The 21,310-nt window shown below is 70.1% G+C and carries 18 protein-coding genes and 3 pseudogenes; 4 read left to right on the top strand and 17 right to left on the bottom strand.

The annotated features are described in order from the left end of the window. Positions 1–166 precede the first annotated feature (166 nt). The 4 genes from lipL to mutA all read right to left on the bottom strand — a co-directional run bounded on the left by lipL (position 167) and on the right by mutA (position 6,683). Entirely contained in the window at positions 167–1,447 is a 1,281-nt protein-coding gene (gene lipL, locus MTAB308_RS07310) for an esterase/beta-lactamase LipL (RefSeq protein ID WP_425436210.1), read from the bottom strand. A 70-nt stretch (positions 1,448–1,517) separates the two neighbouring features. Further along, complete coding sequence (gene meaB / locus MTAB308_RS07305; protein WP_077098968.1) at positions 1,518–2,495, bottom strand: methylmalonyl Co-A mutase-associated GTPase MeaB; 978 nt, start codon at positions 2,493–2,495, stop codon at positions 1,518–1,520. A gap of 85 nt (positions 2,496–2,580) precedes the next feature. Then, a complete protein-coding gene (gene scpA, locus MTAB308_RS07300; RefSeq protein ID WP_077098804.1) occupies positions 2,581–4,836 on the bottom strand; it encodes a methylmalonyl-CoA mutase in 2,256 nt (751 codons plus the stop codon). Between the two features lie 5 nt (positions 4,837–4,841). Next, positions 4,842–6,683 carry a methylmalonyl-CoA mutase small subunit gene (mutA, locus tag MTAB308_RS07295; protein ID WP_077098967.1) on the bottom strand — a complete coding sequence of 614 codons (1,842 nt, stop codon included), beginning with the start codon at positions 6,681–6,683 and terminating at the stop codon, positions 4,842–4,844. 169 nt (positions 6,684–6,852) lie between these two features. On the opposite strand from mutA, the gene MTAB308_RS07290 reads away from it, so the two are divergent. After that, positions 6,853–7,626: a TVP38/TMEM64 family protein gene (locus MTAB308_RS07290; protein WP_077098803.1), complete on the top strand. Its 774-nt coding sequence runs from the start codon at positions 6,853–6,855 to the stop codon at positions 7,624–7,626. Between the two features lie 321 nt (positions 7,627–7,947). Here the strand turns inward: MTAB308_RS07290 and MTAB308_RS07285 are convergent. Then, positions 7,948–8,286 (bottom strand): annotated as a pseudogene (locus MTAB308_RS07285) (two-component sensor histidine kinase); the annotation flags it as partial. After that, complete coding sequence (locus MTAB308_RS07280) at positions 8,283–8,993, bottom strand: response regulator transcription factor (protein WP_077098802.1); 711 nt, start codon at positions 8,991–8,993, stop codon at positions 8,283–8,285. The pseudogene MTAB308_RS07285 and the gene MTAB308_RS07280, both read right to left, overlap by 4 nt. Before the next feature lie 337 nt (positions 8,994–9,330). Between MTAB308_RS07280 and MTAB308_RS07275 the strand changes: the two are divergent. Then, positions 9,331–9,849, top strand: a pseudogene (locus MTAB308_RS07275) (HAMP domain-containing protein); the annotation flags it as partial. On the opposite strand, the pseudogene MTAB308_RS07270 reads toward MTAB308_RS07275, so the two are convergent. Continuing rightward, positions 9,850–11,082 (bottom strand): annotated as a pseudogene (locus MTAB308_RS07270) (MFS transporter); the annotation flags it as partial. It abuts the pseudogene before it with no gap. Positions 11,083–11,243: 161 nt separating this feature from the next. Here MTAB308_RS07270 and MTAB308_RS07265 point away from each other — a divergent pair. Further along, positions 11,244–11,738: a nitroreductase family deazaflavin-dependent oxidoreductase gene (locus MTAB308_RS07265; protein WP_077098801.1), complete on the top strand. Its 495-nt coding sequence runs from the start codon at positions 11,244–11,246 to the stop codon at positions 11,736–11,738. Here MTAB308_RS07265 and MTAB308_RS07260 read toward each other — a convergent pair. The 3 genes from MTAB308_RS07260 to MTAB308_RS07250 are packed head-to-tail and all read right to left on the bottom strand — an operon-like array spanning position 11,735 to position 13,703. Next, positions 11,735–12,091: a DoxX family protein gene (locus MTAB308_RS07260; protein ID WP_077098800.1), complete on the bottom strand. Its 357-nt coding sequence runs from the start codon at positions 12,089–12,091 to the stop codon at positions 11,735–11,737. The genes MTAB308_RS07265 and MTAB308_RS07260 overlap by 4 nt on opposite strands. Positions 12,092–12,100: 9 nt before the next feature. Next, positions 12,101–13,240: an SPFH domain-containing protein gene (locus MTAB308_RS07255; RefSeq protein ID WP_077098799.1), complete on the bottom strand. Its 1,140-nt coding sequence runs from the start codon at positions 13,238–13,240 to the stop codon at positions 12,101–12,103. Between the two features lie 28 nt (positions 13,241–13,268). Further along, positions 13,269–13,703 (bottom strand): NfeD family protein, encoded by a 435-nt coding sequence (locus MTAB308_RS07250; RefSeq protein ID WP_077098798.1) that lies wholly within the window; start codon positions 13,701–13,703, stop codon positions 13,269–13,271. A 57-nt stretch (positions 13,704–13,760) separates the two neighbouring features. On the opposite strand from MTAB308_RS07250, the gene MTAB308_RS07245 reads away from it, so the two are divergent. Continuing rightward, positions 13,761–14,681, top strand: coding sequence for a hypothetical protein (locus MTAB308_RS07245; RefSeq protein WP_077098797.1), 921 nt, complete (start codon positions 13,761–13,763; stop codon positions 14,679–14,681). A 5-nt stretch (positions 14,682–14,686) separates the two neighbouring features. Here the strand turns inward: MTAB308_RS07245 and MTAB308_RS07240 are convergent, their stop codons facing one another. The 7 genes from MTAB308_RS07240 to ripB all read right to left on the bottom strand — a co-directional run bounded on the left by MTAB308_RS07240 (position 14,687) and on the right by ripB (position 21,292). Further along, complete coding sequence (locus MTAB308_RS07240; protein ID WP_077098796.1) at positions 14,687–15,697, bottom strand: ferrochelatase; 1,011 nt, start codon at positions 15,695–15,697, stop codon at positions 14,687–14,689. A gap of 22 nt (positions 15,698–15,719) precedes the next feature. Then, positions 15,720–16,529, bottom strand: coding sequence for an NADH-dependent enoyl-ACP reductase InhA (gene inhA, locus MTAB308_RS07235; RefSeq protein ID WP_077098795.1), 810 nt, complete (start codon positions 16,527–16,529; stop codon positions 15,720–15,722). A 23-nt stretch (positions 16,530–16,552) separates the two neighbouring features. Continuing rightward, entirely contained in the window at positions 16,553–17,317 is a 765-nt protein-coding gene (fabG1, locus tag MTAB308_RS07230) for a 3-oxoacyl-ACP reductase FabG1 (RefSeq protein WP_077098794.1), read from the bottom strand. A gap of 48 nt (positions 17,318–17,365) precedes the next feature. Beyond that, entirely contained in the window at positions 17,366–18,373 is a 1,008-nt protein-coding gene (locus MTAB308_RS07225; RefSeq protein WP_077098793.1) for a VWA domain-containing protein, read from the bottom strand. After that, on the bottom strand, positions 18,370–19,320 hold the full coding sequence (locus MTAB308_RS07220; protein ID WP_077098792.1) for a DUF58 domain-containing protein: 951 nt from the start codon (positions 19,318–19,320) through the stop codon (positions 18,370–18,372). The genes MTAB308_RS07225 and MTAB308_RS07220 overlap by 4 nt, the downstream gene beginning before the upstream one ends. Then, positions 19,317–20,447, bottom strand: coding sequence for a chaperone MoxR1 (moxR1, locus tag MTAB308_RS07215; RefSeq protein WP_077098791.1), 1,131 nt, complete (start codon positions 20,445–20,447; stop codon positions 19,317–19,319). The genes MTAB308_RS07220 and moxR1 overlap by 4 nt, the downstream gene beginning before the upstream one ends. Before the next feature lie 110 nt (positions 20,448–20,557). Beyond that, positions 20,558–21,292 carry an NlpC/P60 family peptidoglycan endopeptidase RipB gene (gene ripB, locus MTAB308_RS07210; protein WP_077098790.1) on the bottom strand — a complete coding sequence of 245 codons (735 nt, stop codon included), beginning with the start codon at positions 21,290–21,292 and terminating at the stop codon, positions 20,558–20,560. Positions 21,293–21,310: the final 18 nt, after the last annotated feature.

Raw genomic sequence — 21,310 nt, 5'->3', positions numbered from 1 at the left:
TCCACCGAACGACCGTGGCAGCAGGACGTGCCTGCGGCCCAACCGCTCGGCAGCTTAACGCAATGGGGGGCTTGCCACCCCGGTTTGCGACACCCGGTGGGCGGAGCCGTTCGCCACGTCCAGGTGGCAACGAAAGTCGGCTTCCACCTGGAAGATTCCTCAGCCGTTAGCCGGCGACGGCTCCAGGCTCCGAGAACGGCGCCCCGAACTCAGTCACCGGCTGCAGACCGCGCTTGCGTACCTTCGCGGCGGCGTCGCGGATCAGCTTGTAGATCCCGACGAACGCGGCGTGATCGGTCATCACGAAGGGAGTCAGCAACCGGTTGTGCACCAGCGCGAACGACACCCCCTCCGCGGGGTTGGCCCAACCGACCGAACCGCCCAGCCCGACGTGACCGAAGCCCGGCATCACGTTGCCGATCGGCAGGCTGTGATAGCCCAAGTGGAAAGCCAACGGCACGAACAGGTTTCGGTCCGGCCGCAGGCTCCGCCGACCGGTCAGTCCGGCGACCAGCTCACGGGACAAGAATTGGGTGCCGTCGATCTCGCCGCCGTTGGCGATCGCCCCGTACATGCGCGCGAGCGCGCGGGCCGTCACCACGCCATTGGCCGCCGGGATCTCGGCGTCCAGCAACGGGATCTCGCCCTGGGCGGCGGCGATGAAGCCCGGGAAGTACATGGACCGCCACCCACCGGACAGCTCGTGGGCCACCCTGCGCGTCACATAGTTGAGGGCCGGGTTGACCACGAGGTTCTGCGGCATGATGATCTGCGCGGCCCGCGTCGGCGACTCGGCCGGCGGCCGGCCCAGGTGCATCCCATCGGTACCCAGCGGCTCGGCGAGCTCCTCGCGAATCAGCGCGCGCATGCCCTTGCCGGTCACGCCCCGGGCGAGCCCGGACATCAGCCAGCCGAAGGTCAGCGCGTGATAGGCGGATTTGCCCAGCAGGCGTCCCGGCGACGCGGCCGCCAGCCGCTCTTCCATCAGTTCGTGGTCCAGCAGGTCTTCCTGAGTGGCGCCGCGCAGGCCCGACAGCCCTGCGTGGTGTCTCATCACCTGCCGCACGGTGAGTTCGGCTTTGCCGTTGGCCCCGAACTCCGGCCAGTACTCGGCAACGGGAGCCTCGTAGTCGATGAGGCCGCGGTCGGCGAGCCGGTGGATGACGGTGGCGGCCATGCCCTTGGTTGCCGAGAACACCATCGGGGCAGTGTCGGCCGACCACGGCACGTGACCGCCCCGGTCCTCCCAACCGGTCCACACGTCAACGGCGGGTTGACCGTCGACGTAGACGGCCAGCGCCCCGCCGCCGAACCGGCGAGCCGGAAACATGGTGGAGAAACTCCGAACGACGCAGGCGAAATGTGGGTCCGCCGCACCGGACACACGGTGGCCTGCGTCAGGGCCATCGTGGACAGGGACCGCGCGGCGAGCGACCCGAGACTCCATTGTCACAGTATTGAATTTACTTGGATTCCATACTGTCCGTAGGGGAAACCGCGGCTAATTTACCTTTCCGTTAGGAAGACGCGGCCTGAAGGATTTGCTGGGCCGCCAGCGCCGGGGTCAGCTCGCCCGCCTTGACTTGGCGTTCCACGTCGGCGCGAATTTTGCGCACGGCCGGGTTGGACAGCACCCGGTCCAGGACGGCGTCGCGGACCATCTGCCAGGTCCAGTCGACTTGCTGGGCCCGCCGGCGCTCGTCGAGTTCCCCGGCGTCGGCAAGCACCTTGCGGTGGCGCTCGATCGTCTCCCACAGCTCGGCCAGGCCGGTTCCCTCCGTCGCGCTCATGGTGAGAACCGGTGGCCGCCAGAGTGTTTCGCCGGGGTGGATCAACCTGATCGCCGCTGACAGCTCCCGCGCGGCCTTGCGCGCCTCGGCCAGGTGATCGCCGTCGGCCTTGTTGACCACCACGATGTCGGCGAGCTCCAGCGCGCCCTTCTTGATGCCCTGCAGCTGGTCGCCGCTGCGCGCCAGGGTCAACAGCACGAAGGTGTCCACCATGTTTGCCACGGCCACCTCGGACTGGCCCACGCCGACCGTCTCGACGAGGATCACGTCGAACCCGGCGGCCTCCAGCAGCACGATGGTTTCCCGCGTCGCCTTGGCCACCCCGCCCAGCGTGCCCGACGTCGGCGACGGGCGGATGTAGGCGTCCGGGTGCACCGCCAGCCGCGCCATCCGGGTCTTGTCGCCCAGGATCGAGCCGCCGGTGCGGGTCGACGACGGGTCGACGGCCAGCACCGCCACCCGGTGGCCCCGCTCGATCAGGTGCATGCCGAGCGCTTCGATGCTGGTGGATTTTCCCACCCCGGGGACCCCGGTGATGCCGACGCGGTGTGCGTTGCCCGCGTGGGGCATCAGCTCCAGCAGCAGCTGTTGCGCCGTTTCGTGGTGGTCGGCCCGGGTGGATTCCAGCAGCGTGATGGCCCGCGGCAGCGCCGCGCGGTCGCCGCCGAGGACGGCCTTGGCCAGTTCCCCTGTGGAGCCCTTCATATGGCACGCGCCGAGCGTGACGGCACGGCGAAAAAACGGGCCGATTCTCGCCGTGACGTCACGTTCGCGGGAAGCATTGGCGACGTCACTGGCCCAGGTCATACCCCAGCCGCTCGGCGAGCTTGTGCAGCAAGCCGATCGCGGCGTCGGCGATCACCGTCCCGGGCGGGAAGATGGCGGTGGCCCCGGCGGCGTACAGCTCGTCGAAGTCGCCGGGCGGGATGACGCCACCGACCACGATCATGATGTCGGGCCGTCCGACCTCGGCCAGCGCGTCGCGCAGCGCCGGCACCAGCGTCAAATGGCCGGCGGCCAGCGAGGACACCCCGATGACGTGCACGTCGTTGTCGGCGGCCTGCCGGGCCACCTCCTCGGGCGTGGAGAACAACGACCCGACGTCGACGTCGAACCCGATGTCGGCGAACGCCGTCGCGATCACCTTCTGCCCGCGGTCGTGGCCGTCCTGCCCCATCTTGGCCACCAGGATCCTCGGCCGCCGGCCGTCGGCCTCGGCGAATTTCTCGACCAGTTCGGTGGCGGTGGCGATGTTGGTGGCCTTTCCGGCTTCGTGACGGTAGACCCCGGCGATAGTACGGATCTCCGCCTGATGACGGCCATACACCTTTTCCAGCGCGTCGGAGATCTCGCCCACGGTGGCCTTGGCCCGGGCGGCGTCGATGGCCAGCGCCAGCAGGTTGTTGCCCAGCCCGTCGTCGCCGGCGCGGCCGGTGGCGGCGGCGGCGCGGGACAGCTCCGCCAAAGCGGCGTCGACGGCCGAGGAGTCCCGATTGGCCCGCAGCTCTTGGAGTTTGGCCAGCTGCTCGGCGCGCACGCGGCTGTTTTCGACCTTGAGGACCTCGATCTCCTGGTCCTCGTCGACCTGGTACTTGTTCACCCCGATCACCGGCTGCTGACCCGAGTCGATGCGGGCCTGGGTGCGCGCGGCGGCCTCCTCGATGCGCATCTTGGGGATGCCGTCGTCGATGGCCTGCGCCATGCCGCCGTGCTCGGCGATCTCGGCGATGTGGCCGCGGGCCGCCTGCGCGAGCCGATGCGTCAGCCACTCCACGTAATAGGAACCGCCCCACGGGTCGATCGGCCTGGTGGTGCCCGACTCCTGCGCCAGCAGCAGCTGGGTGTTGCGCGCGATGCGGGCGGAGAAGTCGGTGGGCAGCGCCAGCGCCTCGTCCAGGGCGTTGGTGTGCAGCGACTGGGTGTGACCCTGGGTGGCGGCCATCGCCTCGATGCAGGTGCGCGCGACGTTGTTGAAGGCGTCCTGGGCGGTCAGCGACCAGCCCGAGGTCTGCGAATGTGTGCGCAGCGACAGCGATTTGGGATTCTTGGGGTCGAACTGCGACACCAGCTCGCTCCACAGCAGCCGACCGGCCCGCAGCTTGGCGACCTCCATGAAGAAGTTCATGCCGATGCCCCAGAAGAACGACAGCCGGGGCGCGAACTTGTCGATGTCCAGGCCGGCATCCAGGCCCGCCTTGATGTAGTCGACGCCGTCGGCCAGCGTGTAGGCCAGCTCCAAATCGGCTGTGGCGCCGGCCTCCTGGATGTGGTAGCCGGAGATCGAGATGGAGTTGAACTTCGGCATCTTGGCGCTGGTGTAGGCGAAGATGTCGGAGATGATGCGCATCGACGGCTTGGGCGGGTAGATGTAGGTGTTGCGCACCATGAACTCTTTGAGGATGTCGTTCTGGATGGTGCCGGCCAGCTTCTCCGGCGGCACCCCCTGCTCCTCGGCGGCCACCACGTACAGCGCGAGGATGGGCAGCACCGCGCCGTTCATCGTCATCGACACCGACACCGCGGACAGGTCGATGCCGTCGAACAGCTGCCGCATGTCGAGGATGGAATCGATTGCCACGCCGGCCATCCCGACGTCCCCCTGAACGCGAGGGTGGTCGGAGTCGTAGCCGCGGTGGGTGGCCAGGTCGAATGCGACCGACAGGCCCTTCTGGCCGGCGGCGAGGTTGCGCCGGTAGAACGCATTGGAATCCGCGGCCGTGGAGAACCCGGCGTATTGGCGAATCGTCCAGGGCTGGTTCACGTACATCGTCGGATAGGGGCCACGCACGAAGGGCGGTTCACCGGGGAAGCTGTTGAGTGGATAGCCGTCGGCGACCGCGGCGGCGCGGTCTTCGGCGATGTACACCGGCTTGACGTCGATGCCTTCGGGCGTGTGCCACCGCAGCTGCTCGGGCGCGTAACCGTGCGCCGCCGCCGCCGCGGCGGCCTGCTCTTCCGCGGCGGCCTCGGTGGGCGGCCGTACCTTGCGCTCGCCGTGCAGCGGGACGTCCGAGAAGTTGCCGATCGCGGGTGTCGTCATCGTCATAGCGGCTATGCCCCCAATCGCGTGAGCAGGTCCGACAAGGCTTGCACCGCATTGATTTTCGCGGTCAGGAACTCATCCGGGCGGTGCTGGGCGTCCCCCAGCGCCTGCTCGGGGCCGGCCAGGCAGACCGTCGCGACACCGGCGCTGCGGGCGGCCTCGACGGCGCCCGCTGCCTCGTCGTGATAGCGCTTGTCGGTGCCGCAGATGACGGCCACGGCCGGCGACCCGGCTGCCGTCACGGCCGCCGCGATCCCGGCGGCGTCGACCGGGCCGGGGTTGATCGCCTCGATACCGCCCGAGGCGAGCAGGTTGGCCGCGAACGTCGCCCGAATGTTGTGCTCGGCCAACGGGCCCAGCGGCAGCAGCAGCGCCTTCGGCCGCGCGCCGGTTCGGGCGAGGTAGGCGTCGGACCGGTCCCGCAACGCCTCGAATTCCGCCGCGTAGCGCCGGATTTCGGCCGCCGAATCCCCCTGCTTCAGGGGCGGCTCCTCCAGGTTCGGGTATTCGTTCACGCCGGTGATCGCGGTGCGCCGGTGCGCGATGTCGTCGGCGCGCCGTTCGGCGATGCCTGCGATCTGCTGGGCGACATAGCCGCGGGCGTCGGCGACCCCGCCGCGAGCCTCGATCTCCTGGAACTGCTGCCACGCCCGTTGGGCGAGCTGCTCGGTGAGGTCCTCGACGAACCACGACCCACCGGCGGGGTCGCGCACCTGCCCGACATGCGACTCCTCCAACAGCAGCAGCTGGGTGTTGCGCGCGATGCGCCGCGAGAAGCCGTTCGCCACACCGGGAAAGCCACCCGCGATGGCCGCGTCGAAGGGCAGCACCAGCACGGTGTCGGCGCCGCCGACCCCCGCGCCGAAGGCGGCCACCGTGGCGCGGAGCATGTTCACCCACGGGTCGCGCTGGGTCATCATCGGCAGCGAGGTCTCCGCGTGGACGACGGCGGCGCCGCCCTCGGGGTCGCCGACCACCTCGGCGACCCGCGCCCAGAGCCGGCGCGCGGCGCGCAGCTTGGCGATCGTCAGGAACTGGTCGTCGTCGGCGGCCAGCCGGAAGCTGATCTGGCGCAAGGCTTGTCCGACGGACAGCCCGGAGTCGGTGAGCAACCGCAGGTAGGCCACCGCGGCCGCGATGCCGCCGGCCAGCTCCCAGGTCGCGTTGGCGCCCAGGTTGTGGAAGGCGGGTCCGTCGACGGTGATGGCCCGCACGCCGCCGCCCGCGGCCGCGCGGGTGGCCACGGCGACCACTTGCTCGGTCGACGGGGACTCCCGGCCGCTGAGCTTCGCGGTCAGCGGGTCGGCGCCCAGGTCGACGGACACCGTGGGGCGCCGCTCCGGGTCCAGCTCGTCGACCAGCGCCAGCAGGGCGTTGCAGGCCTCGGCGTAGTCGGCGCCGGCGTCGAGGATGACGGGCACCAGCTCGAGGTACACGCCCGAGAGCAGGGGCCCGAGCTCCGCGGGCGCCACCCCGGACCGGCCCACGCGGACCCGCAGCGCGCTGACCCCCTCGGCGAGGGCGGCCAGCACCGCGGCGTTGCCGTCGCCGCCGGGAACGGGGAACGCCTCGGCCACCTTCCAGCCCGCGTTGACGTCGCGCAGCGGGTCGCCGCCGCGCACGTAGGGCCACTCGCCGGGCAGCGGCGGTTCGGGCAGTTCGTCGAGCGCGGTGTAGAGCGCCCGGATGGCGATTCCGTCGTACGTCGGGGTCGAAAGCAGGCGCTCGGGCTCGTCGCCCAGCTGGTCGGGATCCCTGCGGGCGCTCTTGGACAGCACACCGGCGACCGCACTGCGCCAACGCCCGCGAACCTGTTCTAGGTCGGCGAGCTCGGGTACATCAATGGACACCGATTGCTCCCTTTTTGCCAGCAAATGGGGCTCTGCCACGTACTAATGAGGCTAATTGATCGGGGCTCCCGGCTAAAAACCGCGCGGGCCGGCGATCGGGGCGGCCGGCCGGGGAAACACCCGCGACGGGAAAGGAATTATTCACCCGCGGCCCGTACCCTTGACAGGCGTGACGGCTTCCGCCACCTGCAAAATCGACGCCAGACTGCGTGATCTTCGTGCCGCGATCGGCGCGGGGGCGCGTCAGCTCTCCCGGCCGCGCGCTCTGGCGACAGTGGCCGGGATCACAGCGCTGATCGCGGCGGCGACCTGGCTTCAGTTGCCGACGCCGCTGCAGATGCGGGACTGGGCGGAATCGGTGGGCCCCTGGTTCCCGCTGGCGTTCCTGGGCACGCACGTGGTGGCCACGGTGGTGCCGGTTCCCCGCACGGCGTTCACCCTGGCGGCCGGGCTCCTCTTCGGCCCGCTGCTGGGCGTCGCGATAGCGGTCGTTGCCAGCACGGCCAGCGCGGTGCTCGCGCTGCTGCTGGTGCGCGCGGCCGGCTGGCAGCTCAACCGCCTGGTCCGCCACCGATCGATCGACACCGTCGACGAACGCCTGCGCCAACGCGGCTGGCTGGCCATCCTGTCGCTGCGGCTGATCCCCGCCGTGCCGTTTTCGGTGATCAACTATGCCGCCGGCGCGTCGACCGTGCGGGTGGCGCCTTATACGTTGGCCACCATCGCCGGGTTACTGCCGGGCACCGCCGCGGTGGTGATCCTGGGCGACGCGCTCGCCGGTCACCCCAGCCCGCTGCTGTTCCTGGTGTCGCTGTGCACGGCCAGCCTCGGGGTGACGGGGCTGGTGGTCGAGATCCGCCAGCACCGCCAGCACCACCGCCGCACGACGCAGAGCGCGCCGCAGGGCGAGGCGCCCGCACCGGAGCCGGCGGCCGTCAGCTAACTGCGCCCGGCCCGGCCCGGGCCAGCCTTGGCGATCCCTTTCTGAAGGCAACCTGAAGACGTGCGGCGTAAACGGCCCACTTCAGGTTGACTTCAGCTTCGCTTCCTACCGTCGCTGCCACCACCACAGCAACGAGGAGGCACCGTGACCGTCGAGGAACCGACCCACAGCACACCCCCCGCAAGCCCACCTTCGGTCCTGCATCGGCACCCGGTCGGTGTCGCGGTCGGCAGCGGGTTGGCCGGGCTCGTCGTGGGGGCCTTCGGGGCCGCCACGCGCCGACGGCACCGCCTACGGCGACCCCGCGATCAACCCTGACCCCGGCGGCGGCGGTGGCGGGACGAACGCGCCGGCGCCGGGGTCAGGGTTGATCGCGGGGTCGCCGTAGGCGGTGCCGTCGGCGGTGACCACGAGCGCGCGGACGACGCCGCCGTTGAGTTGGGCGGCGACTTGCTGCGGCGGGGTGCGCGCCTGCGCGAGCGCGTCCGCGCGCGAGGTGGCCGCGAGGAGGCGGTCGTCGAGGTTGCGACGAGCCTGGGCCCGCAGGCTGACGTCGATGACCACCCCGAGCACCACCAGCAGGACCGCGAGCAACCCGATGACCACCAGGACGACCCGCCGCCGCAGCGACGGCGTCGGCGTGACGGGGTCCACCGTCATGACCGGCGGGCTTGCACGCGGTAGCCGATGCCGCGGACGGTGTGCACAATCCGCGGCCCGTGGGCCTCGAGCTTGCGCCGCAGCCCGCTGATATGCACCTGCACCAGGTTGGGGTCGTAGGCGTCGTAGCCCCACACCGCGCTCAGGATCTGGCCGGCGCTGACGGTCCGGCCGCGCTGCTCGACCAGGAAGTGCAACAGCCGCAGCTCGGTGGCGGTCAGCTCCAGCTCGTGCCCCGCGCGCACGGCGACGCGCGCGTCGACGTCCACGATCAGGTCGCCCACCTGCAGCACCCGCGGCAGCCGCCCGCGCCGGCGCAGCACCGCATTGACCCGTGACACCAGTTCGGCCAGCTCGAACGGTTTGACGACGTAGTCGTCGGCGCCGCCGTCGAGGCCGCGCAGCCGGTCGGACAGGCCGTCACGGGCGGTGATCAGCACGATGCCGGCGTCGCCCCAGTCACGGATCACGTCGAGGAGGGTGAACCCGTCGCGCCCCGGCAGCATCACGTCGAGCACCACCAGGTCCGGTCGCAGCCCGTCCAGAGCGTCCTCCAAGCCGCCGCCGTCGCGGCAGGCGTCGGCGTGGTATCCGGCGTCGGTCAGCGCCTCGCTGACCATTTCGCGGATGGTCTCGGAATCCTCGACCACCAGCACCCGCGGTGCGCCGGACGTCGCACGCCTCTCTGCGCGTGGGGAACTCGCCATGCCCCATTGTGAGCGCTCCGCCTCGGCGACCGGCCGCACGAGCCCTTTTCTTCAGGTTCGCTTCACATTCCCCCGCCCCACTCGGCGCCCGCCAACTAGCGTCTGCCAGTACCGAGACCCGACGACATGGGAGCCTCATGACCTCCAACGACACCCGCAACGCCCCGCCGGCCGCGGGCCCCGCCCGCGGCCATTCGACGGCCGTCGTCGGGCCGCGGGCCCCGCCCGCGGCCATTCGACGGCCGTCGTCGCCGTCTCCGGGCTGGTGGGCCTGGTGCTGGGCGCGATCGCCGCCTTCGCGATCACCGGCCTGGTTTTCACGGTCCGGGTTCAACTCCCCCCGCCGCCCTATCCGCCGCCCCTGGGCGGGGCCTCCCCCCCCCCGCCGCCGGGCGGACCGCCCGCTCCGCCGGGCGCCACCGCCACCGAGTTGGTCCATCCCTTGCCCGACGGGGCGCGGCTCATCCTGGTCGCCGACACCACGCAGACCACGCAGGTCACCCGTCAGCTGCGTCAGCTGATGATCGGCGCCGGAGTGGTGACGCTGCTGGTGGCGGCGCTGCTGTCGGTCGCGGTCAGCCGGGTTGCGCTGCGGCCGCTGGACCGGCTCACCGCGCTGGCGACCGACATCGCCACCGGTGACCGCGGCCGGCGATTGCGTCCCAAGCGCACCGATACCGAACTCGGTCGCGCGGCGGGCGCGTTCGACGGAATGCTGGAGGCGCTGGAAGCCTCCGAGAGGCGGGCCCGGGACGCGGCCGAGGATGCCCGGCGCGCGGAGGCGGCCACCCGGCGATTTCTCGTCGACGCCGCCCACGAGCTGCGCACCCCGATCGCCGGCATTCAGGTCGCCGGTCCCGGAACCAAGCAGCGGCTTGCCGGCCACCTCCGGGGCGAAAACCAGGGTGACCGCGCCGACCGCGCCGGCGAACATGAGCATGTACGCCGGCATCATCGGGTTGCGGGTCCCGGTGACCAGCGTCTCGGCGATCAGTGGGGTGGTCCCGCCGAACGCCGACACCGCGATGTTGAATCCGATCGACACCGCGCCGTAGCGCACGTTGGTGGGAAACAGCGCGGGCAGGATCGCCGGCTCGAGGCTGCTCAAGAAGACCATGGGCAGGCCGACCAGCAGCACGCCGGCGAACTTCGTCGGATACGCCCCACCGAAGCGCATCAGGGTGAACGCCGGTAGTGAAACCGCGATGAGCAAGCCACATCCCGTCCACATCAGCGGTTTGATGCCGATGCGGTCGGACAGCATCGCGACGAACAACACGCCGACGGTCAAGGCCGCCAGCACGATCAGGACCATCACCAGCGCCGCGGTGTCCCCCACGCCCGCGGTCTTCTTCAGGTACGTGGGCACGTACCCGCTCACCATGTAACTGGTGTCGGTGACCGCGAGCTCGACACCCAGGCAGATCAGCAGCCCTTTCCACTGCCGCACGACGGTCAGCACGAATTGGGTGCGAACCGAGACGGGCAGCGCGACCTTGTGCACCTTCTCGTAGCCGGGCGACTCGTCGATCCTCGAGCGCAAATACACCGCCACCAGGCCGAACGGCGCCGCCAGGAGAAACGGGACGCGCCAGCCCCAGTTCAGCATGTCGGCGGTGGACAACGCGGTCTGCAGCCCCGTCACCAGCGCGGCGCCCACCACGAAGCCGCCCAGCGTGCCCACCGGCAGGAATCCGGCCAGCATCCCGCGCTTGTGGTCCGGGGCGTGCTCGGCGATGAAGGTCATGGCGCCCGCGTACTCCCCGCCGGAGGACAGGCCCTGGCCGATGCGGACGGCCGTGAGCAGGACCGGCGCCCAGACCCCGATGGTGTGGTAGCCGGGCAGCGCACCGGTCGCCGCCCCGCACACCGCCATCAGCGAGATCGTCATCACCAGCACCGGCTTGCGCCCGATGCGGTCGCCGAGGGGGCCGAAGATGAATCCGCCGAGCGGCCGCACGACGAAGCCCGCCGTCATGGTGCCGAAGGTGGCGATGAGGTTTCCCGCGCCGGAGTTCTCGCCGGGGTAGAACTTCTGCGCCAGGATGGTGGCGACGAGGCTGAACAGGGTGAAGTCGTAGGCCTCCATGAAGTTGCCGATCGCGGTGCCCTGGATCGACCGGTGCGTAGCGCGGGCATCGACCCCCGTGATGCCGCCGCCACCCGCTTTTCGACTCATTGGGTACATGACTTACCCGCAACGCCGCGCAACTATGCCAGGGCCCCCTCGGGCGGAGGACAATCGGGCTCATGGGGCGGACTGCACACGAATCGGTTTTCGCTGCGATCGGCGCGCGGCTGCTGCGTTCCCGCCATCTCACGCGTGCGCCGACCTGGATCTACCGGGCCCGCGCGGGCGCGCTGTTCGGCTCGCGCATCCTGATGCTCGAGCACATCGGCCGCAAGTCCGGCGCACCGCGCTACGCCGTGCTGGAGGTCGTCGGCCACCCCGGTGCCGACGCCTACCTCGTCGCGTCGGGCTTCGGCCGAAAAGCCCAGTGGTTCCGCAACATTGAGGCCAACCCGCGGGTCCGCGTGTACGTCGGCAGCCACGCCCCGCGGCGCGCCACCGCGCGGGTCCTCGACCGGGCGGAGGCCGACCGCACGCTGGCCGCCTACCGCGAACGCCATCCCGGGACGTGGGAACGGTTCCGGCCCGTGCTGGAAAACACGCTCGGCGCCCCGATCACCGACACCGACAGCCCACTGCCGATCGTCGAATTGCGTTGCGGCAGCGGCGACTAGCCCCGCTGCGGGCCCTTGACCGTCATCGCGGCGAAGGTGGCCAGGAACGTCGCGGCCGGAAGGGTGTTGACGAGCTTGTCGCGCGCCCGGACGTGCGCGCCGACGGCCAGGGTGAAGTACAGCGTCAGCATCGCCGTCGTCAGCCTGGCCAGGGCCGGGAACCGGGTGACCGACAGCAGCCCGATGGCGGCGGCCGCCTTCACCACCGGCAGCACGGGGCGGATTTCGTCGGGCACGCCCAGGTCGTCGAGCACCTTCTTGATCGGCGCCACCTGGACTCCGCACGCCACGGCGTCGACGGCATGGAAGGCGGCAAGCGCCGCATAGGTTTTCGGTGACCTCAGCGCGCTCATCCCATGAGTCTATTGGGTCAACTCGGGCGGGACTCCCGGCTGGCCGTCCACCGGCTGGCGGGCGATCGCCTCGGCCTTGGCCACCACCTGGGCGATCGCGGGGTCGGTTTCGGTGGAGAACCAGTCGGCGACGTCCGCGTCGTCGTCGGCGCTGTGCTTCGGCGCGTCCTCGACCGGGGACGGCTGGAACCGGAACACCCCGTCCTCGCCAGGGGTGCCCAGCAGCCGGGTGAAGCCCTGCAACGCGGCGCTGAAGTCGCTGGGCACCACCCACACCTTGTTGGCATCGCCGCGCGCCATCTCCGGCAACGTCTGGAGGTATTGGTAGGCCAGCATCTCCGGGGTGGGCCTGCCGGCCTTGATCGCGGCGAACGTCTTCTCGATGGCCTTGGCCTGCCCCTGCGCCCGCAGGTAGGCCGCGGCGCGCTCGCCCTGCGCGCGCAGCATGCGGGACTGCCGGTCGGCCTCCGCGGCCAGGATCGCGGCCTGCTTGGCGCCCTCGGCGGCCAGGATCTGCGACTGCTTCTCCCCCTCGGCCTGGGTGATCGCGGCCTGCCGGCTGCCTTCGGCGGTCAGGATCATCGCCCGCTTCTCGCGGTCGGCCTTCATCTGCTTTTCCATCGAGGCCTGGATCGACGGCGGCGGGTCGATGCTGCGCAGCTCCACCCGCGCAACCCGCAGGCCCCAGCGGCCGGTGGCCTCGTCGAGCACGCCGCGCAGCTGGCCATTGATCATGTCGCGGGAGGTCAGGGTCTGCTCGAGCGTCATCCCGCCTACCACGTTGCGCAGGGTGGTCGTGGTGAGCTGCTCGACGCCGACGATGTAGTTGCTGATTTCGTAGACGGCCGCCTGCGGGACGGTGACCTGGAAATAGACGACGGTGTCGATGTTGAGGGTCAGGTTGTCCTCGGTGATCACCGGCTGCGGCGGGAACGACACCACCCGCTCGCGCAGGTCCACCCGGGCGCGGATGCGGTCGATGAACGGCACCAAGAGCGTCAGCTGCCCGCTGACGGTGCGGCTGTATCGACCCAGGCGTTCGATCACCGCGGCCTCGGCCTGAGGGATCAGCGCGACGGACTTCGCGACCACGATGATCCCAAAGGCGACGATTGCAAGCGCCACCACCAACAGAGCGATGCCAGCCATCGCGGTTCCTCCTGTTTCTGCAGAGGGTCTACATGTCCTTGAACACCACCGCGGTGGCGCCGTTGATCTGCATGACCGTCACCCGCTCGCCGGGTTCGTACACATCGTTGTCGTTCAGCGGCCGCGCGGTCCATACCTGGCCGTCCAGCTTCACCTGGCCCTCGTCGCGTGCGACGCGGCCAAGGACCAGCGCGCTCTTGCCCTCCAGCGCCTTGATTCCGGTCGGCAGCCCCTTGGCCGGCGTGAGCCGCTTCCGCAGCGCCGGCCTCACCAGCACCAGGAGGAGCACCGAGACGACCACGAACACCGCCGCGTTGGCCCACACCGGCCAGCCCAGCAGCCAGGTGGTCCCCGTGGCGGCCAGCGCACCACCGGAAAGCATCAGCAGGGACATGTCACCCGTCAGCGCCTCCGCACCGGCGAGCACCAGCGCGAATATGAGCCAAATCACCGCGGCGGGCATGCGGTCAGAATACGCGTAATCCGCCTTCGCCGGATCAAACAACTACACTCCGAGATCATGTGGTGTCCCAGTGTCTCGCTGTCCCTGTGGGCCAACGCCTGGCTCGCGGGCAAGGCGGCGCCCGACGACGTCTTGGACGCGTTATCCGTCTGGGCCCCAAAGCAATCGGTCACCGCCTATGATGCGGTCGCCGCGGGTCACACCGGCCTGCCGTGGCCCGATGTGCACGACGCCGGGACCGTCACGCTGCTGCAAACGCTGCGCGCGGCGGTTGGCAGGCCGGCGGTCTCGCTTGCCCCGGGCCGGTTGCGGGGGACCGTGAACATGGTGCTGCCGGTGCCCGGCGACGTGCGGGGCCTCGCGCCGGGAACCCAGTTCGAATCCGACGCCCTGGCCGCCGGCGAGGCGGTGATCGTCACCCACCCCGACGATCCCGGCACGGCCGTCGGGCTGGTGCCGGAGTTCAGCTACGGCGACCTCGACGAGGCCGACGACGACGCGGGATCACCCGAACTGTGCGGCCTGTCTTGGACGGTGTACTCGCTGCCCGGCGCGCCGGTGCTCGACCACTACGAGCTCGGCGACGCCGAGTACGCGCTGCGCTCGGCCGTGCGATCGGCGGCCGACGCGCTCGGCGCCATCGGGCTGGGAGCCGCCGCATCCGAGGTGGACGATCCGCGGGGCCTTGTCGAGCAGCTGCTGGAATCGACACGGCAACACCGCGTTCCCGACCATGCGCCCTCACGCGCCCTGCGTGTGCTGGAGAACGCCGCGCACGTCGACGCCATCATCGCGGTCAGCTCCGGGCTCAGCCGGGTGTCCGACTTCCCGGCGGACCGGATGGTCGCCGGAACGGGAGCGCAATCGTCGTCACAGGCGCGAATCGCCACCGATGCGCTGCGCCCGCTGACGACGGTCGTGCGGTCGGCGCGGATCGCCGCGGTCACCACGATCCTGCACTCGGCCTGGGCCGAGTAGGGCCGCTAACCGCATTCCGGCGCCGCGCAGTGCGGTGGACGGCACGGCGTGCCGTTGACGCTGGCGAGGCAGCCCGGCACCGGGTCGGGGCCGGCGATCCGGGTCGGGCCACGGCCGGTGCGCAGTTCGTCGATCAGATCGGCTGCGAGCCGGGCGAATCGGCGATCGGCGTTGGGCGTGGCGGCCCGGGCGAATCCCAACCCCGCGGCCTCGGCTTGCAGACGCAACTCGTAGTCCAGATCCCACACCACCTCGATGTGGTCGGCGACGAATCCGACGGGGCAAACGACCACGGCCCGGGCGCCCGCATTCGCAATCGCCGCCAGGTGGTCGGCGACATCGGGGCCGAGCCAGGGAACTTGCGGCGGCCCCGACCGCGACTGCCAGGCCAGGTCGTATTCGGCGTATCCCGCGGCCGCGGCCACCAGCCTTGCGGCATAGGCGACTTGGCGGCTGTACAGGCGGGGACCGCAACGCTCGTCGGCGGCCACCGGGACCGAGTGCGCGGTGAACACCAGCCGCGCGCCGGCGGCCACCGAGTCGGCGGCGGCCGCGATGGCCCCGGCGAACATCTCGACGAACAGCGGGTGGTCGAAATAGGGCCGCAGCTTGACCAATTCGGGGACGCCCGATCCGGCCGCCACGCGGGCCCGGGCGATGTCTTCGACATACTGCGCGCAGCTCGAGTACCCACTCCAGGCGGAGGTGGTGAACACCGCGGCGCGACGAACGCCGTTGTCGCGCATGGTCTTAACGGTGTCCTCGACGTACGGCTCCCAATTGCGATTGCCGAAGTAGACGGGCACGTCGAGTTCTGTTTGTAGCTCGGTGATCAACGCCCGGTTGATCCCGTTGATCGGCGACACGCCGCCGAAATGCAGGTAGTGCCCGGCGACTTCGTCGAGGCGCTCGGGCGGCACGTTACGGCCGCGGGTGACGTTCTCCAGGAAGGGCCGCACCTGCTCGGGCCCTTCGGGCCCGCCGAAGGACAGCAGCAGGACCGCGTCGAAGTCCATCAGCGCTGGGAGCAACCTTCTGCTAGAGCAATTGGGTACTGGCGCCGCCGTCGGCGTAGATGATGGTCCCCGTCGTGGCCGGCAGCCAGTCCGAGAGCAGCGCGCACACCGTCTTGGCGACCGGCGTGGGATCCTTCATGTTCCAGCCGATCGGTGCGCGCTGGTCCCAGCCCTCCTCGAGCAGCTGCATCTGGGCGCCAGCCTCTTCGCCGAGGGCGCCGCCCACGATCGCGCTCATCGCCAGCGTCCGGATCGGGCCGGCCGCAACGAGATTCGAGCGCACTCCGTACGGGCCGGCCTCCCGCGCCACGAACCGGTTGACCGATTCCAGCGCGCTCTTGGCCACCGTCATCCAGTTGTAGGCCGGCATCGCGCGCGACGGGTCGAAGTCCATGCCGACGATGGAGCCACCGGGGTTCATGATCGGCAGCAGCGCCTTGGCCAGTGAGGCGTACGAAAAGGCGGAAATGTGAATGCCTTTCGACACGTCCTCATACGGAGCGTCGAAGAACGGGTTGATGCCCATCCCCGTCTGCGGCATGAAGCCGATCGAGTGCACCACGCCGTCAAGCTTGTTGCCCTCGCCGATCTCGGCGGTGACCCGCTCGGCCAGGGTGGCCAGGTGCTCCTCGTTTTGCACGTCGAGTTCGATCAGCGGCGCCTTCTCCGGGAGCCGGTCGGCGATCCGCTGGATCAGGCGCAACCGGTCGAATCCGGTCAGCACCAACTGCGCCCCCGCCTCCTGGGCCACCTTGGCGATGTGAAACGCGATCGACGAGTCGGTGATGATGCCGGAGACCAGCACCCGTTTGCCTTCGAGCAGTCCTGCCATTTTCCGTCCTAGTGTCGGGGCCCTCAGTGGCCCATTCCCATGCCGCCGTCGACCGGGATGACCGCACCGGAGATGTAACTCGCGTCCTCGGAGGCCAGGAAGCTGACCACCCCGGCGACCTCGGCGGCGGTGCCGACCCGCTTCGCCGGGATGAATTGCAGTGCCCCCTCCTGGATCCGCTCGTCCAGCGCGCGCGTCATATCGGTGTCGATGTAGCCCGGCGCCACCACATTCGCGGTCACGTTGGCCTTCGACAGCTCCCGGGCGATCGAGCGGGCCATGCCGATCACGCCGGCCTTGGAGGCCGCGTAGTTGGCCTGGTTGCCGATGCCCCACGTGCCGGAGACCGAACCGATGAAGATCATTCGGCCGAACCGCTTGCGCTGCATACTGCGCGATGCCCGCTGGGCCACCCGGAACGCCCCGGTCAGATTGGCGTCGATGACCTTCTCGAACCTCTCCTCGGTCATCCGGATGAGGAACGCGTCCGCGGACACGCCGGCGTTGGACACCAGCACCTCGACCGGACCCTGGTGCTCCTCGATCTCCTTGAAGGCGCGATCGACGGCGTCGTTGTCGGTGACGTCACACTCGACGGCGAACAGCCCCTCGGGGGCGCCGGATCCGCGGTGTGTGACCGCCACCTTGTGACCATCGGCGGCCAGCCGCTGTGCGATCGCCAGACCGATCCCCCGGTTTCCGCCCGTCACCAGCACTGAGCGGGATACGAATGCGGGTCTGCCGTGGCCGGCAGCACTTTCGGCGTTCTCGGTGGCTGTGTCAGTCACCCCGCCAACCTATCGCCTCACCGCGGCACGGCCCGACTGTCCCCCCGGTTACGTCGGCAGCCGCCGGTTGATCAGCAGCGCCGCCAGCCCCGCGAGCGCGAGCACCAGCGCACCCAGCCGCAGCCAACCCGCGCTGGCGTCGCCCTTGATCGTCTCGTAGCCGATCTGCTGCTGCAGCGACGCGTAGACGGCCTTCAACTCGGCCAGGCTCGCGGCGTTGTACCAATTCCCCCCGGAGAGCTCGGCGACCTTCTTCATGGTGGAGTCGTCGACCGGAACGGGCTGGCGCTGGTCGTTGATCTCGACGAACCCGTAGGGCGTGCCGAACGAGATCGTCGAGATCGGGACGCCCTGGTCCTTGGCGGTGCGCGCGGCGGTGAAGGCGCCCTTCGGGTTGTCCGGGTTGGTCGGCATCGTCTCCTTGCCGTCCGAGAACAACACGATGCGCGCCGGAGGCGGCGTGTCGCCGCCGCCGATCACCGCGCCGACCGTGGCGATGGCCTGCAGCGCGGTGAAGATGCCCTCCCCGGTGGCCGTGCGGTCGGCGAACTGCAACTTGTCCAGCGCGGCCTTGGTCGCTTCCCGGTTGGTCGTCGGGGACACCAGCACGGTCGCCGTGCCCGCGTACTCGATCAGCCCCAGGTTGATTCCCGGCGTCAGCTCGTCGGCGAACTGCTTGGCCGCCTCCTGCGCGGCCGCCATCCGATTGGGCGGAACGTCGGTGGCCCGCATCGACTGGGACACGTCGATCACCAGCATCACCACCGCGCGATTGCGGGGAATCCGGACGTCGTTGGTCGGGCCCGCCATCGCGATCGTGAAGAACACCAGCGACAGCACCAGCAGGATCGCGGGCACGTGCCGCCATCGCGACGGCCGCTGCGGCGCAACGCTTTCCAGCAACTCCATGTTGGCGAACCGCAGCATTCGGCGCTGGCGCGCCAGCTGCAGCACGATGTACAGCGCGGCCAACCCGGCGACCGCCAAGAGGAATAGGAAGAACCACGAGTGCGCGAAGCCCGACAGCGTCATCGGGCCCAGCAGCGGCAACGTCACTGGCGCCCCGCGAGGGCCCCGCGCCGGCGGGACTCGACGAAGCGGACGATGTCGGCGATCCAGTCCCGGTCGGTGCGCAGCGTCAGCACCGGGGCCCCGCAGCTGCGGATGGTGCGGGACACCTCCGCACGGTGCGCCGCGGCCGCCTTGGCGAAGTCGTCGCGCAGCTGGGCGTCGATGGTGAATTCCCGGGTCACGCCGGTTTCGGCGTCCTGCAACACGACGTCGCCGATGTCGGGCAGCTCGACATCGCGCGGGTCGAGCACCTCGATCGCCAGCACCTCGTGGCGGGCCGCGATCGCCCGCAGCGGCCGCATCCAGTTGATGGGGCCGAGAAAGTCGCTGATGATCACGGCCATGCCGCGGCGGCGCTCCGGCCGGCGCAGCGCGTCGATCGCGGTCGCCAGATCCCCGCGCACCCCGACCGGCGCCTTGGGCGTCGTGGCGATGGTCCGCAACAGGGTCTGCTCGTGCTGGCGCCCGGAGCGGGCCGGGACCCGGGTCATGGTGGCGCCGGTGGCGATGATCGCGCCGAGGCGGTTGCCGCCGCCGCTGTTGAGGAAGGTGATCGCCGCCGCGGCCGCCACCGCCAGGTCGCGTTTCTCGCACACCGTGGTGCCGAAGTCCAGGCTGGCCGACATGTCGACCACCATCCAGGTCTCCAGCTCGCGGTCGGCGATCATCTGCCGGACGTGCGGGTGCATGGTGCGTGCGGTGACGGCCCAGTCCATCCGCCGGACGTCGTCGCCGGGCTGGTACTCGCGCGACTCCCCCGGCTCCGAGCCCGGCCCCGGGATCAGGCCGAGGTGGTCGCCATGCAGGACGCCGTCGAGCTTGCGCTTGACCGTGAGCTCGAGCTGCCGCAGCGCCGCCGACAGTTTAGGGTCGTCGATCTGCCCGCGCTCGAACGATGGCGGATGACGCACCGCCGGCTTGTCATCGGTCACCGACCGCTAGCCGCCACGGTCTGCATCACGGGGGGGACCGAATGTCCTTGCTGCGGAACGGCGTTCACCTGAGGCAGGGCCACCGTCTGCAGGATCCGGTTGATGACGATCTCCGGCGAGATCTCGTCGGCGAGCGCGTCGTAGGTGAGTATCAACCGGTGCCGCAGCACATCGGGAATGACCTCGACGACGTCCTGCGGGATGACGTAGTCGCGGCCCCGCACCAGCGCCAGCGAACGCGCCCCGGCGATGATGCCCAGCGAGGCACGGGGGGACGCGCCGAACGAGACCCAGGTCTTGACGTCGTTCATGCCGAGCTGTTCGGGGTTACGGGTCGCGGTGACGACCCGCACCACGTAGTCGACCAGCGCGTGGTGGACGAAGACGTTGGACGCGATGTCCTGCAGCCGCAGCAGGTCCTCGGTGTTCAGGATCTGCTTGGGCACCGGCGGCCGGACACCCATCCGGTAGATGATCTCCCGCTCCTCTTCCGGCGTCGGGTAGCCGACGTTGATCTTGAACAGGAAGCGGTCCCGCTGGGCCTCGGGCAGCGGGTAGACGCCCTCGTGCTCGATCGGGTTCTGCGTCGCCATCACCAGGAACGGGTTGGGCAGCGGGAAGGTCTTGCCGCCGATCGACACGTGGCGCTCCTGCATGACCTCCAGCAGCGCCGACTGCACCTTCGCCGGCGCGCGGTTGATCTCGTCGGCGAGCAGGAAGTTGACCACCACCGGGCCGAGTTCGGTGTCGAACTCCTCCTTGCCCTGCCGGTAGATGCGGGTACCGATGATGTCGGTGGGCACCAGGTCCGGCGTGAACTGGATGCGCGCGAAGGTCCCGCCGACCACCCGCGCGAAGGTCTCGACGGCCAGCGTCTTGGCCACGCCGGGGACGCCCTCGAGCAGCACGTGACCCTTGGACAGCAGGCCCACCAGCATGCGCTCGACGAGCTGGTCCTGGCCGACGATGATCCGCTTGACCTCGAAGATGGCCCGCTCCAGCGTGTGGACCTCGGCGGCCAAACCATTACCGCCGCCGGGGGGCGCTTCGTGGGCGGGCGGCCCGGAGGGCCCACCCTGGCCCGGGTAACTGCTGGCGCCCGGGGGCGGCCCACCTGCTGATGTCATCAAGAACCCTCCACGCTCATTGGGACACGACTGCCGGGCAGCGACGTGCCCTCGTCCAACTATTCCAGGCCTGCCCGTTTCCGTCGACGGCGCGGTTCGCTGGCCTGCGATCAGTACTCGATGATCCTAGTCAGGAACGGCGTCATACCGGGCTTGCGCACCGGGCTCACCGTGACCTTGCCGGCGAGGCTGGACGCCTCCAGCATCTGACCGTTGCCCAGATACATGGTGACGTGCTGGCCACCGTTGGGCCCGTAGAAGATGAGGTCACCGCGCCTGGCCTCGTTGGGCGGGATGTGGCGGCCGGCGTTGTACTGGTCACCGGAGAATCGCGGGATCAGCACGCCGACCCCGGCGAACATGTAGCGCATCAGGCCCGAGCAGTCGAACCCGTTGATGTTGGCGCCGTCGCCCACGCCCTTGCTGGGCCCGTCCAGCGAACCCCCACCCCACGAGTAGGGGACGCCCATCTGCGATCCACCGCGCTTGATCACGTACTCGATCGCCTGCCGGCCATACACGCGCGGGATCTTGCCGCCGGGGTTGGTGGGGGTCGCCGCGGCGGGGGCGGGATCGCCGCCGAGGTTGATCCCCAGGCCGCCGAGGAATTGCTTGCCCAAGTTCAGCGTGGTCTGGGTGGCCTGGGCGGTGGCCTGCAGCGAGGCGTTGGCGACCGCGAGCGGATCGCCCGGGGCGCCGGCGCTGATTTGGGCCGGCAGCGTCGGATCCCATTGCCCCGGGTCGGCCGTGGCCAGGGGAGCCGGGCTAGCCACAGACAACACGAACCCGGTCACCAGTGCGGCGATCCAGGCCAGGTTGATCACGCGAAACCGATTGTGGCGCATAGCTCCTCGTTCAGTAGC

It is taken from the genome of Mycobacterium terramassiliense (assembly GCF_900157385.1).
GTDB lineage: Bacteria > Actinomycetota > Actinomycetes > Mycobacteriales > Mycobacteriaceae > Mycobacterium > Mycobacterium terramassiliense.
This window is presented reverse-complemented; position numbering and strand designations above follow the sequence as displayed.